This is a genomic window from Litorimonas sp. WD9-15 (assembly GCF_050271975.1).
Classification (GTDB): domain Bacteria; phylum Pseudomonadota; class Alphaproteobacteria; order Caulobacterales; family Maricaulaceae; genus Litorimonas.
This window is the reverse complement of sequence record NZ_CP189850.1, coordinates 1,218,324-1,234,635: the sequence shown is the minus strand read 5'-3', so window position 1 is coordinate 1,234,635 and position 16,312 is coordinate 1,218,324. Positions and strand designations below refer to the sequence as shown.

13 protein-coding genes are annotated in these 16,312 nt (G+C 56.6%); 9 read left to right on the top strand and 4 right to left on the bottom strand.

Annotated elements, in window-relative coordinates:
• Positions 1 to 19: 19 nt before the first annotated feature.
• On the bottom strand, positions 20 to 679 hold the full coding sequence (locus ACP9M6_RS05685) for a thioredoxin family protein (protein ID WP_427454301.1): 660 nt from the start codon (positions 677 to 679) through the stop codon (positions 20 to 22).
• Between the two features lie 76 nt (positions 680 to 755).
• On the opposite strand from ACP9M6_RS05685, the gene ACP9M6_RS05680 reads away from it, so the two are divergent.
• The 4 genes from ACP9M6_RS05680 (at position 756) to ACP9M6_RS05665 (ending at position 4,107) form a co-directional block, all read left to right on the top strand.
• A complete protein-coding gene (locus ACP9M6_RS05680) occupies positions 756 to 1,202 on the top strand; it encodes a YaiI/YqxD family protein (RefSeq protein WP_427454300.1) in 447 nt (148 codons plus the stop codon).
• Positions 1,199 to 2,002 carry a hypothetical protein gene (locus ACP9M6_RS05675; protein WP_427454298.1) on the top strand — a complete coding sequence of 268 codons (804 nt, stop codon included), beginning with the start codon at positions 1,199 to 1,201 and terminating at the stop codon, positions 2,000 to 2,002. Before ACP9M6_RS05680 ends, ACP9M6_RS05675 begins: the two co-directional genes overlap by 4 nt.
• A 65-nt stretch (positions 2,003 to 2,067) precedes the next feature.
• On the top strand, positions 2,068 to 2,898 hold the full coding sequence (dapD, locus tag ACP9M6_RS05670; protein ID WP_427454296.1) for a 2,3,4,5-tetrahydropyridine-2,6-dicarboxylate N-succinyltransferase: 831 nt from the start codon (positions 2,068 to 2,070) through the stop codon (positions 2,896 to 2,898).
• A gap of 72 nt (positions 2,899 to 2,970) precedes the next feature.
• Positions 2,971 to 4,107 (top strand): DegT/DnrJ/EryC1/StrS family aminotransferase, encoded by a 1,137-nt coding sequence (locus ACP9M6_RS05665; protein WP_427454294.1) that lies wholly within the window; start codon positions 2,971 to 2,973, stop codon positions 4,105 to 4,107.
• On the opposite strand, the gene ACP9M6_RS05660 is transcribed toward ACP9M6_RS05665, so the two are convergent.
• Together ACP9M6_RS05660 and ACP9M6_RS05655 are read right to left on the bottom strand one after the other, a co-directional pair.
• A complete protein-coding gene (locus tag ACP9M6_RS05660) occupies positions 4,088 to 5,272 on the bottom strand; it encodes a serine hydrolase domain-containing protein (RefSeq protein ID WP_427454292.1) in 1,185 nt (394 codons plus the stop codon). The two genes, ACP9M6_RS05665 and ACP9M6_RS05660, sit on opposite strands and share 20 nt — an antisense overlap.
• Before the next feature lie 64 nt (positions 5,273 to 5,336).
• Positions 5,337 to 6,149 carry an undecaprenyl-diphosphate phosphatase gene (locus ACP9M6_RS05655; RefSeq protein WP_427454287.1) on the bottom strand — a complete coding sequence of 271 codons (813 nt, stop codon included), beginning with the start codon at positions 6,147 to 6,149 and terminating at the stop codon, positions 5,337 to 5,339.
• A gap of 863 nt (positions 6,150 to 7,012) precedes the next feature.
• Here ACP9M6_RS05655 and ACP9M6_RS05650 point away from each other — a divergent pair.
• The 3 genes from ACP9M6_RS05650 to gltB are packed head-to-tail and all read left to right on the top strand — an operon-like array spanning position 7,013 to position 13,436.
• Positions 7,013 to 8,470 (top strand): NAD(P)-dependent oxidoreductase, encoded by a 1,458-nt coding sequence (locus tag ACP9M6_RS05650; protein ID WP_427454284.1) that lies wholly within the window; start codon positions 7,013 to 7,015, stop codon positions 8,468 to 8,470.
• A complete protein-coding gene (locus tag ACP9M6_RS05645; protein WP_427454283.1) occupies positions 8,467 to 8,922 on the top strand; it encodes a GFA family protein in 456 nt (151 codons plus the stop codon). The genes ACP9M6_RS05650 and ACP9M6_RS05645 overlap by 4 nt, the downstream gene beginning before the upstream one ends.
• On the top strand, positions 8,919 to 13,436 hold the full coding sequence (gltB, locus tag ACP9M6_RS05640; RefSeq protein ID WP_427454281.1) for a glutamate synthase large subunit: 4,518 nt from the start codon (positions 8,919 to 8,921) through the stop codon (positions 13,434 to 13,436). The genes ACP9M6_RS05645 and gltB overlap by 4 nt, the downstream gene beginning before the upstream one ends.
• Positions 13,437 to 13,473: 37 nt before the next feature.
• On the opposite strand, the gene ACP9M6_RS05635 is transcribed toward gltB, so the two are convergent.
• On the bottom strand, positions 13,474 to 13,629 hold the full coding sequence (locus ACP9M6_RS05635) for a hypothetical protein (protein ID WP_427454279.1): 156 nt from the start codon (positions 13,627 to 13,629) through the stop codon (positions 13,474 to 13,476).
• A 257-nt stretch (positions 13,630 to 13,886) separates the two neighbouring features.
• Between ACP9M6_RS05635 and ACP9M6_RS05630 the strand changes: the two genes are divergently transcribed.
• Together ACP9M6_RS05630 and ACP9M6_RS05625 are read left to right on the top strand one after the other, a co-directional pair.
• The gene (locus ACP9M6_RS05630; protein WP_427454277.1) at positions 13,887 to 14,609 is read left to right on the top strand and encodes a gluconate 2-dehydrogenase subunit 3 family protein; all 723 of its coding nucleotides are present in this window, start codon (positions 13,887 to 13,889) and stop codon (positions 14,607 to 14,609) included.
• On the top strand, positions 14,606 to 16,309 hold the full coding sequence (locus ACP9M6_RS05625) for a GMC oxidoreductase (protein ID WP_427454275.1): 1,704 nt from the start codon (positions 14,606 to 14,608) through the stop codon (positions 16,307 to 16,309). The genes ACP9M6_RS05630 and ACP9M6_RS05625 overlap by 4 nt, the downstream gene beginning before the upstream one ends.
• Positions 16,310 to 16,312 lie beyond the last annotated feature (3 nt).

Below are 16,312 nucleotides of genomic sequence, written 5' to 3'. Positions count from 1 at the left end.
AGGTCCAGTGAAAGCCAGTCTAGGTTTTCGGGCACCGGGCGCGACGGAGCTGTGGCGTCCCGCGGTCGACATAGCGTATATTTTCTAAATTGACGGCGAGGTTTGCAGCGTAATCACAATGGATTTCCTTCGCTTCCCAAAGGCTCTCAGACGCCATCGCGCCCGTCTCCGGATTGACCATGACGACGAAGGGTGACCAAACACGGTGCCATCCCCGCGCCCGTGCCATACGGGTGACGCCGAGATCATTGGCTAATTTCAATCCATGTTCAGAGCGGGCGTGTAGACGCACAGTCGAGATTTTCCGGTCACCAAATTCTGCTGCGGCCTCTCCTGAGAGATATTGCGTCACATCTTCGGACGTCACTGGATTTTTTGGATCATAAATCTCGGCTTCCAATACAGCGCAATAGGGACAGGTATTGAATCCGAATGTCACCATGAGCGGCTGGTTCTTGGCTTTGGCCGATGCCAAAGCCGCCTCATAAATATCGCGGGAATTACGACAGGCGTGATATTTGACCTCGCGCACATTTTCTTCCGCGCAATTTTCTATCATGGGGAAGACGGTATAATCCACGGCAGGTTCGAAGACACTCTCGCCACCCCCTCCGCTTCCACCGGAACAGGCGGACAGGATGAGGGCGAAGATTGGAAGAATAAAAGACTTGATTTTCATGCCTCGCCCCTATCACTCTCAGAATGAAGAAGGATACACATTTGCGTGAGGCGATCATCCGACTTAAGTCCATCCTATGAACCTTCACATCTATATTGACGCCGATGCCTGTCCCGTGCGGGAGGAGACTTATACCGTCGCGCGGCGTCACAACATTCCCGTCACCGTCGTCTCCAATTCTTATATCCGCACGCCGAAGGATATGACATTCAAACTGGTCGATGACAGTTTTGATGCCGCAGATGATTACATTGCGGAGACAGTTAAGCCGAATGACATTGTCATCACATCCGACATCCTGCTGGCGGAGCGTGTTTTGAAATCAAACGCCCGCGTCCTGGCTCCGACGGGCAAACCCATGACGACTGACACAATCGGCAGTCAGATCGCCGTCCGTGCGATTATGGCGGACCTACGGGCGGGGGCAGAACAACCTAATATTGGCGGTCCTGCCGCTTTCACGCAACGCGACCGTTCGAGATTTCTAGAAGCCCTGCATTTGATGGCGGAGCGCACGAAATGAGGGTTTGGCTTGCGCTTATCTCGGCTTTCATTCTGACAGCCTGTACGGATTCAAATTGGGTTTTGGTTGACGACTTCGAGCGACCGGGTGCCATGACGGCGTGGGCCCGCTTGGATGTCGACAATCAAACCGATCCTTTCATTTCCGACCCGCAAATCAGCGAAATCAAATCCGCCAATGGCAATCGCTTCATGTTACGTAAACCCGCCGCCGACGGGGTGGTCGGGAACCGCAAAGCGATCGGACGCCGTGATCTCCCTCGCCCCATTGAAATAGGTGAGGTCGCGACGCTTTACCTGAGATTTAATGTCGAACGCTTTCCAAATAATCATTCTTTCGGGCTGACCAATCAGACCGCGTCCGCGATTGAGGAACTTGGCTATGACGCGTTCGAACCCATGTTCCGCATCACGGATAAGGCGGAAAGTGACGGGACGAAAAATGACGGAACATTGATGGTCCTGACCGGGGAGAAGACCTATTCCAAAATCATCAATCCCGCGACAGGCCAAAGCGCCAAACCCTTGGAATCTGGTCTCTGGTACGAGATGTGGGGTGTGATCAATAATGCAGCCTCGGAAGACGATGGCCAAACTTATGACCTCTATCTGCGTGGCGGAGAGTTTGCCGAGGTCACACAAGTCTTCACAGGTGCAAAATTTCGCATCGGCCGTGGTGAGCCACTGACGGGATTTGTGGCAATCTCCAATACGGGGCCAAAGCGTGCGCCTTATGGCAATGGCGGTGTGCGCTATGATGATATTTATCTGGCCTCCGGCACAGTCCTCACAACGCCCTAAACAGTGGCTTGACGCGGCAGGGGGTCGCCCTATGTTGCGCGCGCTTTCCCAAACAGGATTCCGATATGACCATCACTTCGCTCGAAACCACGATTAACGCCTCATGGGAGGACCGCGCGTCGCTCTCTCCCGAGACAACGGGCGAAACGCGTGATGCCGTCGAGGCGGCAATTGCGGGTCTGGATAATGGCGCACTCCGCGTGGCCGAGAAATCCGGCAATGGGGATTGGGTTGTTCATCAATGGCTGAAGAAGGCCGTGCTGCTCGGCTTCCGCCTGCACCCGAATGCCATGATGACGGGCGGTCCGCAGGACGGGCATTTCTACGATAAGGTTCCGTCCAAATTCGAAGGCTGGACCGAGCGCGATTTTGCAGATGCCGCCTTCCGCGTCGTCCCGCCCGCCACAGTCCGTCGCGGCAGCTATATTGCGCCGAATGCGGTGTTGATGCCGTCTTATGTCAATATCGGCGCGCGCGTCGGGTCCGGTACAATGGTCGATACGTGGGCGACGGTTGGGTCTTGCGCACAGATCGGCGAGAATGTTCATCTGTCCGGCGGTGTTGGTATTGGCGGCGTGCTGGAACCGCTGCAAGCCAACCCGACGATTATTGAGGATAATTGCTTTATTGGCGCGCGGTCCGAAGTCGTCGAAGGCGTCATCGTCCGCGAAGGCGCAGTCCTCGCTATGGGCGTCTTCCTCAGCCAGTCGACAAAGATCTATAACCGCGCGACAGGCGAGATTTCCTATGGCGAAGTCCCGGCCTATTCCGTTGTCGTGCCGGGGACACTCCCGTCCAAGGATGGCAGCCACTCGCTAGCCTGTGCCGTGATTGTCAAAACGGTCGACGCCAAGACACGCGCCAAGACGGGCGTGAATGAGTTGCTCCGCGACTAAGCGTAACGCCGTGTGACGAAAGGTTAGACCTTTCTCACTTGCCTTTCCGTCCGCCATTGGCACAAGGCGGATATGGAACGCCCGAATAAACATGCCCCTGTCCCGTTTATCGATTTGGCCGCACAATATGCACGGCTGAAATCCGATATTGATGCGCGAATTCAGACGGTCCTGAATCATAATCGCTATATCCTCGGTGATGAAGTCAAGGAACTCGAAGCGGCACTCGCGACCTATTGCGGCGCTGCGGAGACCGTCTCCTGCGCGAACGGCACCGATGCGCTCATCCTGCCGCTCAAGGCGTGGGGCGTGAGTGCGGGCGACGCAGTTTTCGTTCCGAGTTGGAGCTATTGCGCCAGTGCGGAAGCGATTGCCCTATTGCGCGCGACGCCGGTTTTCGTCGATGTCGATCCGCTGACTTACAATATGGACCCCGCGAGTTTGCGCGCCGCGATTGAGGGTTGTCCGTCGGATCTGACCCCGAAAGTTGTTATGAGTGTCGACCTGTTCGGACAATGCGCAGACTATGATACCCTCACCCCAATTGTCCGCGAACACGGCCTGAAACTCCTCGCCGATTCCGCGCAGGGCTTTGGCTCGACCCTGAACGGCCAGCATCCCATCCACTGGGCCGATGCCGCGACGACCAGTTTTTTCCCCGCCAAGCCTCTGGGCTGTTACGGTGATGGTGGCGCGATTTTTACCGATGACGCGGAACTCGCCGATACGCTCCGCTCGCTGCGGATGCATGGTTCCGGCACGGATAAATATGACAATGTCCGCATCGGTTTGAACTCCCGTTTAGACACGATGCAGGCGGCTATTCTTCTGTCCAAGCTCTCCGTCTTTGAGGACGAAATCGCCGCCCGCAATCGGGTCGCAGACCGCTATAATGCGGGCCTCGCGCAATATGTGCAGGTCCCGCAGGTGATGGACGGCGTCCGTCCAATTTGGGCGATCTACACGATTGAGACCGACGAGCCTGACGCCCTGCAAGCTGCATTAGGCGAGGTCGGGATTCCCGCCCCGCGTTATTACCCGAAACCCATTCACCGCCAGACCGCCTATGCCGATTACCCGACGGGCGCGGGCGGGATGGCGGTCACGGATGCGGCGCGGCTTCGCGCGATCAGCCTGCCTATGCATCCCTATCTGGACGTCGCGACGCAGGACCGAATTATCGAGACCGTTAAAGCCGCCCTTCATTAAGGCGCAGCCAGTCCTTTTTCGGTTGGCCGTGCAATTGGTCGAGAAATTCCATCTGCAATCCAATAGGCCGCGTGTGGGGCGAATTCCACATTAGCGCGATGCCCGCCTTCGCCTCAGGATCAAACAGGACGAGCGAGCGGTACCCATCGACGCCGCCGCGATGGCCCACAATCTTGTGCCCGTGGAAATCATAGACGCGCCAGCCGAGGCCGTAATGGGCCTGTTTCAAATCGCCGAACCGCCGATTGAGAAAGCGCTGTTCCCCCCGCGTGGAAATCACCGGAGTCTGCATGGCGTCCAACCGTTCCAACGGGATTTGTCCGCTTTCCGGGAATTGGGCGGTCATCCATTTAGCGAGATCTTTGACGGAGGAATTCACGCCCGCCGCCGCCGGGACGCGGTAATAGGTTGGTTTGACCGAACTAATCTTCTTTCCAAACCGTCCATGCGGCCGCGCCCAACGTTTATTGCGGGTTAGTCCTTCCAACGTCATTGACGCCGTGTCCATCCCGAGCGGATCGAAGACGCGTTCCTGTACGACGGTTTTATAGGGCAAGCCCGTCTTGCCTTCGATAATTTCCGCCGCCGCGTCATAGGCGACATTCTGGTAGGTGTGACAGGTTCCGGGTTCGCAAAGTATGCCCAATTTCCCGAGCGAAGTCCGCGTCGGTTTCGCCGCCTTCCCGCCCTCAATCCGGTCATCATAGGCATTGCGGACGATGCCCGTTTGATGGGAGAGCAGATGGACGAGGTTCACCTGTTTTTCTTCGCCGGGCAGGTCCAGTGACGGGGCCAAATCCTCGGCCATGTCCGCCAGCGTAATGTCGCCGTCTTCGACGAGGGAGAGCAGCGTATTCGCCGCAACGCCTTTGGACACGGACGCCCAGCGGAAGACCGTATCTTCCGTGACGAACATCCCGCTATCGCGCAGTTCTTCGCCATAGCCTTTGGCGAAAACAGTTTTCCCGTCTTCGACAATGGCCATGGCCATGCCCGTCATCTCGAGTTGCTGCATGAGCAGCGACGCGCGACGGTCGAGTTCTTCCACGTCGAGTTTGGACACGGTTTTTGTCGGAGCGGCGGGCAGCGGCAATCCGGTTTGCACCGCGCTCTGCGCGATGGCAGCCGCCGGAAGACTGAGCGCCAGAACGAATGAGAGAAGCATTTTCACCATCGGGCTCTAGCCATCGTTTAATTTCGGGACAATTGGGTCGCGCATTACAATTTCATCATCCCGCGAAAATCCAGAGGAGTAATCCTGCGCCAAGCGCGAGACGGTAGAGCATGAAGGGCAGGAACCCAATCCGCCCGACCCATTTCATAAACAGCGCGATACAGGCATAGGCGGCCACGAAGGACAGACCCGCGACGACGAGGCCGTTCGCCAAGGTAGCGGTTTGCTCGCCCGCCTCGGCAGAGAATAATTTCAGCGTCGCATAGAGGCCGCCTGCCCCGATGATCGGCAAGCTCATCAACATCGAAAACCGTGCGGCGGCTTCGCGTGACAATCCCAGAGCCCGCCCTGCCGTCATCGTAATGCCGGACCGCGATGTGCCCGGAATGAGCGCGAGGGATTGTGCGAGACCAAGACCAACCGCTCCGCGCCATGTCAGATCAGAAACGGGCTTATCCTCTTTCGCCGTGACATCTGAGAGCCATAGCAACACGCCAAAAACAATCGTCGTCATCGCGATGATGAGGGGAGACCGAATAGCCTCGTCCAACTCCGTGACCGAGAGCGTGAAGCCCAGAAGAAGTGCGGGCGGCGTGGAGAGGATGAGGTTCAAGGCCAGCGCGGAATTCACATTCAACTTGCGCTGCAGAAGGTCCCCGACCCCTTTCAAAATATCGACAACATCTTTTCGGAAATAAGCCAGCACCGCGAAGAGGGACCCGAAATGCGCCATGACGTCAATCAATGGTCCCTGATCCTGCCACTCCAGAATTTGCGGCAGAAGAATGAGATGGGCAGACGAACTGATCGGAAGAAATTCCGTCAGACCCTGTATCAGGGCAATGAGAATCAGTTGGAGCCACGTCATGGGAGAGCCTTAGGGAAACAGGGTTAATGACGCGTAACAGTTCACAGGCGTGCGGAAGCTGCGACCGACGATCTGCGCGTGCGGCGGGGCAGTCTAATGATAAGCGGGACAGCCCGCAGGGTCAGCACTCGCGACGGAGTACCGAAAGTTTAGTTTTATTTTACGCGGGTGTGACCCTGCGGCGGTGGTTTATATCACGACGGCCCGTATTATGCCCCCGGAGTCAGTGCCTGACCAAACGAATTGTGTTGTAAATACAATACGTAAGGCCCGACCTGCCGGTCGGCTCTCGAACAGTGATAGGTCCGGCACAGGCTTGGGGCTTAAATCCAAGCTGCTCAACCCCACCGTCCTTCAGACCGATCAGAAAGCGCTAATCTGTCCCGTGTCTGAAAGAACAGCTTGAATATGACATAGGTTCGATAAGTGGGGATCATTCTCTTCATAAATGCGGGTTGGTCACCAAACCTTCTGTCAATTCTCCTACTGTCATCCCGCGCGTAGCGAAGCGGAGATGCGGGACCTGTCGTCTGCAAACCCAAGCTAAGGCCCTGAAAACGTTTGGCCCCGCATCTGCGCCCTGCGGGCTGGTGCGGGGTGACAGAGCTATGTGGTTTCGGGAATTGTTACAGTCGCGATAGCGAGGATTAAGTTTCTCATAAACGTGGATAATCTAAAATTATGATAAAAATACATTTTTCAAAAATAGGAAAATTATGAACAAATACCAATAAAACATTTTATTTCAGAACTTTACACCCACTTTATTTTTAAAATTATACCCCAACTTGACAAATTGTCGCATCTTGCGGAACTCCGATTCTCTCTCTATAGGGCAGGTCTGATTTAAAGGACCTGCCACCATGGCCAAACGCACCACAACCAATCCGCCGCTCGAAAAGCGTCAAATGCTGCAATTCGTGACGACGCCGCGCGATATGCCGGAAAAGCGGGAGGCCGATGTTCGGAACGAGGATTTTCTGGAAATTTACGGCGATTACATTGACCAAAAGGCGCAGGAGCAGTCTTCGCGCTGTTCACAATGCGGCGTGCCGTTTTGTCAAAATCACTGTCCGCTCGAAAATAACATCCCCGACTGGCTGAAACTCACCGCCGAGGGCCGGACGGAAGAGGCTTGGGAAGTGTCCAACGCGACCAATAATATGCCGGAGATTTGCGGCCGAATCTGCCCACAGGACCGTCTTTGCGAAGGGTCCTGCGTCATTGAACAATCCGGTCATGGCACGGTCACAATCGGCTCGGTCGAGCGTTATCTCTCTGATACCGCGTGGCAGGAAGGCTGGATCAAACCGATCAAACCGCGTCGCGAACGGGCTCTGTCTGTGGGTATTATCGGCGCGGGTCCGGCAGGCCTCGCGACGGCAGAGCAGATGCGCGAGCAGGGCTGGCAAGTGACCGTCTATGACCGTCATGACCGTGCGGGTGGTTTGCTCGTATACGGCATCCCGAATTTTAAATTGGATAAATCCATCGTCGCCCGGCGCGTGAAACGGCTCGAAGAAGGCGGAATTGAATTTGTCCTGAATTGCGATGTCGGCACGGATATCAGTTTCGAGAAATTACGCGAGAAACACCAGGCTGTCCTGATTTCCACGGGCGTCTATGCGGCGCGGGACCTGACAGTGCCGGGCGCAGGTGCGGACGGGGTCTCCCCCGCCCTCGACTTTCTGATCGATTCAAACAAACGCGGCCTCGGTGATGATGTCGGCGCTGAACCTGCCAAGGGTAAGAAAGTTGTTGTCATTGGCGGCGGCGACACGGCCATGGATTGCGTCCGGACCGCCGTGCGCCAGGGCGCGGAGTCCGTGACCTGCCTCTATCGCCGCGACCACGCCAATATGCCCGGCTCCCGCCGCGAAACCGCCAATGCGCAGGAAGAAGGCGTGACATTTGAATGGCTCGCCTCGCCCAAAGCTGTCCATGACGAGAATGGTCGCGCGACGAAAGTCCGCACAGACCGGATGCGCCTCGGCCCAAAAGATGCGTCGGGGCGTCAATCGCCCGAAACAACAGGCGAAGAATTCGATGTCGACGCGGATCTCGTGATTAAAGCGCTCGGCTTCACGCCGGAGGATATGAAAGTCCTGTCCCCGCAACTCACCGTCACGCGCTGGGGCACCTTGCGTGTGAACCCGCTGACCTTTGAGACGAACCTTCCGGGCGTTTACGCCGCGGGAGATATCGTCCGCGGGGCGAGCCTCGTCGTTTGGGCCATCCGCGAAGGGCGCGATGCCGCCGCGCATATGCACAAATATTTACGCGGGTTGGAGCGGGCCGAGATGTTGGAGGCGGCAGAGTGACCGAACGCACCGGACAATGCCTCTGCGGGGGCGTGAGTTTCACGACCCATGGCGAGGTCAAAGAAGCCGATGCCTGCCACTGTTCCATGTGCCGGCGTCAGGGCGGCGGTGGTCCCTATTTCGCGGTGCAGTTCAAGGGCGGCGTGACATTGGATAAGACTGACACGCTGGCTTGGTATCGCGGGTCGGACCATGGCGAGCGCGGATTTTGCACGGCCTGCGGCGCGTCCATTGCGTGGCGTTTGCAGAGCCAGCCTGAGAGTATGGGCGTGAGCCTCGGCGCGTTGGATGACACGTCCGGAATCACACTCGACTCTCACATCTTCACGGATAGCGCGCCCGATTATTACACTGTGCCGACCGACGCGCCGCACAAGACCGAAGCGCAGGTCATTCAGGAATTCATGGAGCGAATGGAAAAAGCCGCTCAAAAAGAAGCAGATAACTCATGACAAATTGGCTCACCGATTACGAAGCAAAACGCGACGCGTTGATAGACGCGAATGCCTATGACCCTGCCGATGAACACGCCAATTGCGGCGTTGGACTCGTCGCCTCTGTCGACGGCTCACCCCGCCGGGATGTCGTGGAGAAATCCATTCAGGCGCTGAAAAATGTCTGGCATCGCGGGGCGGTGGACGCGGACGGCAAGACCGGTGACGGCGCGGGGATCCGCCTCGATATTCCACAGAAATTTTTCCGCGCGCAGGTCGAACGCACGGGTCACAAACCGTCCAACGTGAAAATCGCCGTCGGGATGATCTTCCTGCCACGCACGGATTTCAACGCGCAGGAAGCCGCGCGGACCATCGTGGAAACGGAACTCCTCAAAGAAGGCTTCTATATCTATGGCTGGCGGCAAGTGCCGATCGATGTCTCCATCATCGGCGACAAAGCCCGCGCGACCCGTCCCGCGATTGAACAGGTCATGTTCCGCGACCCGAAAGGCCGCAAAGGCAATACGTTGGAGCGCGAGCTTTATATCGTCCGTCGCCGGATCGAAAAACGCGTGATCGAGGCCGCCATCCCGAGCTTCTATGTTTGCTCGCTTTCCGTTCAGACCATTATTTACAAGGGCATGTTCCTCGCGGAGGACATTGATAATTTCTATCCTGACCTGAAGGATGAGCGCTTTATCTCCCGCGCGGCGATTTATCATCAGCGCTTCTCGACCAATACGTTCCCGTCCTGGCAACTCGCGCAGCCCTTCCGCATGTTGGCCCATAATGGCGAAATCAATACGCTAAAAGCCAATGTGAATCTGATGAAAAGCCACGAGATCAAGATGGCGAGTTCTGCCTTTTCTGACCGGGCGGAAGACGTCAAACCCGTCATTCAAAAAGGCAGTTCTGATTCTGCCGCGCTGGACGCTGTGTTCGAACTCCTCGTCCGGGCGGGCCGAACAGCGCCCATGGCGAAAACACTCCTGGTGCCCGAAGCCTATTCCAAACGTGGCGACCTCATGCCGGAGTCTTGGCGCTCGCTTTATGAATATTGCAACGCCGTGATGGAACCATGGGACGGTCCTGCCGCCCTCGCCGCCTATGACGGGCGTTGGGTCATGGCGGGTCTGGACCGCAACGGTCTGCGCCCCCTGCGGTATTCCCTGTCTTCTAACGGTATCCTCGCCGTCGGGTCAGAGACGGGCATGTGCCCGATGGACGAAGCCGACATTGTGCAGCGCGGCGCGTTGAAGCCGGGCCGGATGATTGCCGTCGATCTGGAAGAAGGCCGTTTCTATAATTCCACGGAAATCATCGACGAATTGGCGAATAAAAAGCCGTATAAAAAATGGCTCGAAAAATCGATTGATTTGGACGAAAAACTGGCCGGCCCGGAAGCGATCACCCTCAAAGGCGAAGAGCTCGCGCGGCGTCAAATGTCCTGCGGTCAAACGCTGGAAGATCTGGAACTCATTCTCTCGCCCATGGCCGAAACGGGTAAGGAATCGATTGGCTCTATGGGCGATGACACGCCGCTGGCCGTGCTGTCCGATATCTATCGCCCGCTGTCGCATTATTTCCGTCAGAATTTCAGTCAGGTCACGAACCCGCCGATTGACCCGCTTCGCGAAACCCGCGTTATGGGCTTGAAGACGCGGTTCCGCAATCTTCGCAATATCCTCGCCGAGGCCGGCACGCAGACGAAGGAAATGCTCGTCCTCGACAGTCCCGTCATGACGACGGGCATGTATGAGCGTTTCGTCAAACTGGTCGGGAAAAAGAAAGTCAAAGTCATCGACTGTACCTTTGACCCCGAAGCCGCCCTGCGCAAACCGGGCGGGCGAACGCTGAAAGCCATGCTCGCGCGGATCAAATCCGAGGCCGAAGACGCCGTGAAAGCGGGCGCTGAGAATATTGTATTGTCTGATGAGTTCACATCTGAGGGCAAAGCCGCCGCGCCCATGATCCTCTGCGTCGGGGCTGTTCAAACGCATCTTGTTGAACAAGGGCTGCGCTCCTCGTGCTCCATCATCGTGCGTTCTGCTGAATGTCTCGACACACATTATTTCGCCGTTCTGATTGGGGCAGGCGCAACGGCGGTCAACGCCTATATGGCGCAGGATTTGCTCTCGGACCGTGTCCGTCGCGGCCTGCTGGATATGTCGACAGATGAAGCCGTCGCACAATATAAGAAAGCCATCGAAGGCGGTCTGCTGAAGATCATTTCCAAAATCGGCATTTCGGTCATCTCCTCCTATCGCGGTGGGAATAATTTTGAAGCGCTCGGCCTCTCCCGCGCGCTTGTCGGTGAAAATTTCCCGGGCATGAAATCCCGTATTTCCGGCATCGGACTTGCGGGTCTGGAGATAAAAATTCTCGACGCGCATGAACGCGCCTATGATTCCAACGTCGTGCGCCTGCCTGTCGGTGGTCTCTACCGCGTACGGGCCAAGGGTGAACGTCATGCCTATCAGGCCGAGATGATCCACATGTTGCAGGAAGCGACGACTCGGGAGGATTACGAACTTTATCGTAAATATGCGAAAGTCGTGAACGGCCAAGCCCCGATTCAAATCCGCGATCTGCTGGACATTAAACCCGCAGAAGACGCCCTCCCCATGAGCCGCATTCAATCGGTGAATGAAATCCGCCGTCGCTTCTGCACGCCGGGCATGTCGCTGGGGGCGCTATCGCCGGAAGCCCACGGCACATTGAATATTGCCATGAACCGCATCGGCGCAAAATCGGTTTCCGGCGAAGGCGGCGAAGACCGGTCGCGTTATATTCCACTGCCCAATGGCGACAATATGAACTCTGCCGTGAAGCAGATTGCGTCAGGGCGTTTCGGCGTCAATGCGGAATATTTAAACCAATGTCGCGAGATTGAAATCAAGGTCGCCCAAGGTGCCAAGCCCGGCGAAGGCGGGCAATTGCCCGGCTTTAAAGTCACGGAACTCATCGCGAAATTCCGCAATGCGACTCCGGGTGTGACGCTCATCTCACCCCCGCCGCATCACGATATTTATTCCATCGAAGATCTGGCGCAATTAATTTACGATCTCAAACAGATTAATCCAACGGCCCGCGTCGCGGTCAAACTCGTCGCCAGTTCCGGCGTCGGGACAATTGCGGCGGGTGTGGCAAAAGCGAAAGCTGACACAATCCTGATCGCCGGTCATAATGGCGGGACGGGTGCGTCACCCAATACGTCGCTTAAATATGCGGGTATTCCTTGGGAGCTTGGCCTATCAGAGGCACATCAGGTTCTGACGCTCAATAACCTACGAGACAAAGTTACGCTCCGCACCGATGGTGGGTTGAAGACGGGCCGTGACATCGTGATAGCTGCGCTGCTCGGCGCGGAAGAATACGGTATCGGGACGCTCTCGCTCGTCGCGATGGGCTGTATCATGGTGCGGCAGTGCCACTCTAACACCTGCCCCGTTGGGGTCTGCGTGCAGGACCCTGCCCTGCGTGAGAAATTCACGGGCACGCCGGAGAAAGTCATCAATCTGATGACCTTCATTGCCGAAGATGTGCGCGAAATTCTCGCGCAGATGGGCTTTGAGACTCTGGATGAAATTATTGGCCGCACAGATCTGTTGGCACAGGTCAGCCGCGGCGCGGAAAATCTCGATGATCTTGATCTCAACCCTGTTCTCGCGCAGGTCGACAGCCTGCGTGTGATGGATAGTCGTGAGGGTCGCGTCGCGGTTCCTGATACGCTCGACCCACAGATTGTGGCGGATGCCAAACAACTCTTTGAGCGCGGCGAGAAAACCTATCTGACTTACGCCGTACAGAATGTGCACCGTGCGGTTGGGACGCGGACCTCCAGCCATATTTATCAGAAATTTGGCGCGGAAGGCTTGCCCGCCGGACATTTGACTGTGCGTCTGCGCGGCAGTGCAGGACAATCTCTCGGCGCCTTCGGGATGCACGGTCTGCGCCTCGTCGTGGACGGTGATGCCAATGATTATGTCGGCAAGGGTCTGTCAGGCGCGGAGATTATCGTCTCGCCGCAGGGCCGTACGCCGATTGATCCGCATGTCTCCGCCATTGTTGGCAATACCTGTCTCTACGGCGCGACCAAAGGGACGCTCATGGCGGCAGGTCGCGCGGGGGAACGTTTCGCTGTTCGAAATTCAGGTGCAGACGCCGTGGTCGAAGGACTCGGCACCAATGGCTGCGAATATATGACGGGCGGCACAGTCGTCGTACTCGGTTCTGTCGGCGATAATTTCGGCGCGGGCATGACGGGTGGCATGGCCTATCTCTATGACGAGGAAGACGCATTCGAAAAAGCCGTCAATCCGGACAGCGTCGTGTGGCAGCGGTTCGGTTCGGAGTTCTATGAGGAACAGTGCAAAGACTTGATCCGCAAACATGCGAGCCAGACAGGTTCAGAGTTTTCGAAGAAGATTCTGGCGGAATGGGATTTCGCACGGGGTAAGTTCTGGCAGGTCATTCCGAAGGAAATGCTGACTCGTCTGGATGTCCCGTTACAAGACGCGGCAGAATAGAATAAAAAACCCGCCTCGAGGCGGGTTTTTCTTTGAATTAGTTCGTTTCGATTTTGATACCGTCATCGAGGTCGATGGCCAAATCCGGTTGCTCACTCGGCGCGAACAGGAAATAGGCCAGAACGGCCACGGCAACCACAAGGCCACCTACGATAAGATAGAGGCCTTTTCCGCCTCCTGAATTGTCTGCCATATTATATATCCCCCTTATGGAATGTTTGGGCATATTCGTAACGCCGTATCCCACCTTAGGTTCCCCAAAGCTTGAAACAATCATAAATCAAGAAATGACAACCTTGTCATTTTTAATTCTCTCGCCTAGTCTTCCCGATAGAATGCCCATCAAGCCTGAATGGCGCGGGCGGATTGGAAGGGGACCTTTTGACACTATTACCCATTGGTAGACCTCCACGACGCGCAATCAAAATATCACGCAGGCGGATGTTGCAGATGGCTGCGGCGCTTTCCGTAGTGAGTGGCTGCGCGCCAAAGTCGACCAAGACTGCGGCGGTAGATGGGATTGCACCTTGGCCGTCTAACATAGCAGTACCTGAAGTCGACCATGCGGGTTACGGTCAATTCCCCGATTATTTTGAGATCGGAGAAGTCGGGCCGTGGCCGAAAATTCTATCCAATCAACATAAGCGGCAATTGGAGAAATTCGCCGATCTCATCCTGCCAGCAACAGAAACGGCCCCCGCGCCGTCGGACGTAGGGATAGCGGAATTCTTTGATGACTGGGTCTCCGCGCCCTACCCTTGGATGACGGATACGCGGCGGACGGTGCATCACGGCTTTGCGTGGTTAGATGCACAAGCGGAGTTGATGTTCAAAACTAAGTGGCTGGACCTATCGGACGCACAGGCCACTGAAATTCTGACCATGATGAGCGAATCCTCGCGCGAGAGCGGGCCCCTGACCCAGCCCGCCTGGATGTATAAGAACCTGCGTGAGCTGACGATTGGGGCCTATTACACGACGCCGGAAGGTGAAGTCGATTTGGGCCATGTCGCGGCGCAACCGCTGACAGGGGATTATCCCGGCCCGACGGGAGAGGCGCTGGATCATATGCGCGACCTTATTTTGTCATTGGATTTGGAGTGGGAGGATCTGCCCGTGGGACCTCCGCCCTATGACACATCCTATGCCTTCACGGGGGATGAGCCCAAATGACTAATGTCGTGAATGAAGACTATGATGTTGTTGTCGTAGGGTCCGGCGGCGGGGGTGGTATGGCGGCTTACCGTTTGACCGCATTGGGCGTGAAAGTCTGCCTCGTCGAACAAGGCCCGAACCAAGCCCCCGAAGACATCCCGATGTTCCAACGCAATGACGAAGCGCCACTGCGCGCGATTGGGACACCGGATAAAAATTGGGGTTATTTCGATAATGGCATTTGCGGCACGTGGCTGCCGGACCAACCTTATACGTCGGATGAAGGCGTGGATTTCTCATGGTATCGCGCGCAAGTGGTGGGCGGCCGCACAAACCATTATGCGCGCCACAGTCCACGCATGGGGCCATATGATTTTATTCAGGGCGACCTCGACGGTCTCTCCCCCAATTGGCCTGTCGCATATGACGAGATGAAACCCTATTATGACGCGACAGAAGCCGTGGTCGGGATTAGCGGCGTGAATACGGGGATGTTTAATCATCCCGGAACGCCGGAGGATATTCTCCAACCCGCTATCGCGCCCCGCGCCTATGAGCTTCTCATGATGGCGTCTGCGCGGAAAGTCGGCGTGCCCGCTTTCCAGCGTCATAATGCTATTCTAACGCGGAACCTCGGTGACCGCTTGGCCTGTTTTTATGCGACGCCCTGTATGCGCGGCTGTTCCATTGGCGCGGCGTTTTCCAGCTCGACCTCCCTCATCCCGTTGGCGGATAAGACGGGCAAACTGACCATCGTGACGCGGGCCAAGGTCTGCACGGTGGAAACGGGTGCAGATGGTAAGGCGACGGGCGTGACCTTTGTCGACACGCAGACGGGCGTGGAGGGTCGCATAAAAGCGCGGGCCGTCGTCCTCGCCGCGAGTGCCTGCGCAACGGCGCAAATCCTGCTGACCTCTGGTAAGGCCGGTTCAAAAGACGGGCTGGCCAACAACTCCGGGCAAGTCGGTCGCAACCTGACCGATACACCAGCCGTGCGCGTGACGGGGAAGTTTGCAAGCTTGGAAAACCGTCCACGCTATGACGAGTTTGGCGCGAATATGGACCACGTCTATATGCCGTGGTGGGGATATGAAGCGCAGAAAAAAGGCGTCATGGATTTCCCGCGTGGCTATCATATCGAAGTCGGACAGGGCTTCCGCGACGCGCCGGAGCTCAATGCCATGCAGCAATATTCCGACCGGAACGGCTTGGCCTTTGGCGCGGGACTGCGCGACGACATCCGCCGCCATTGGGGTAGCTTTGTCTATCTGGACGGGCGTGGGGAGATGGTCGCGAATGAAAAGTCCTATTGCGCGTTAGATTCCGAGATGAAGAATAAATGGGGCTATCCCGTCCTGCGCTTTTCCTTCGAGTGGTCTGATTACGAATATAATCAGATCGAACATATGCAGGAGACATTCTCAACCATTATCGAACGGGCGGGCGGCGAGGTCGTCTCCGGCCTCGGCGCACCGAAAGACGAGATCAGCAAACCCGGCGGAATGGTGCATGAAGTCGGCACGACACGGATGGGGACAGACCCCGACGCGACTGTTTGTAATCCGTTCGGCCAATGTTGGGATGTGGACAATCTTTACGTCATGGATGGGGGCGTCCTGCCGACAAACCCCCATAAAAATCCAACGCTGCATATTATGGCGCTGGCTTACCGGAACAGTGAAAATCTCGCCGAACGTCTCCGCAATGGCGAGATTTAATTA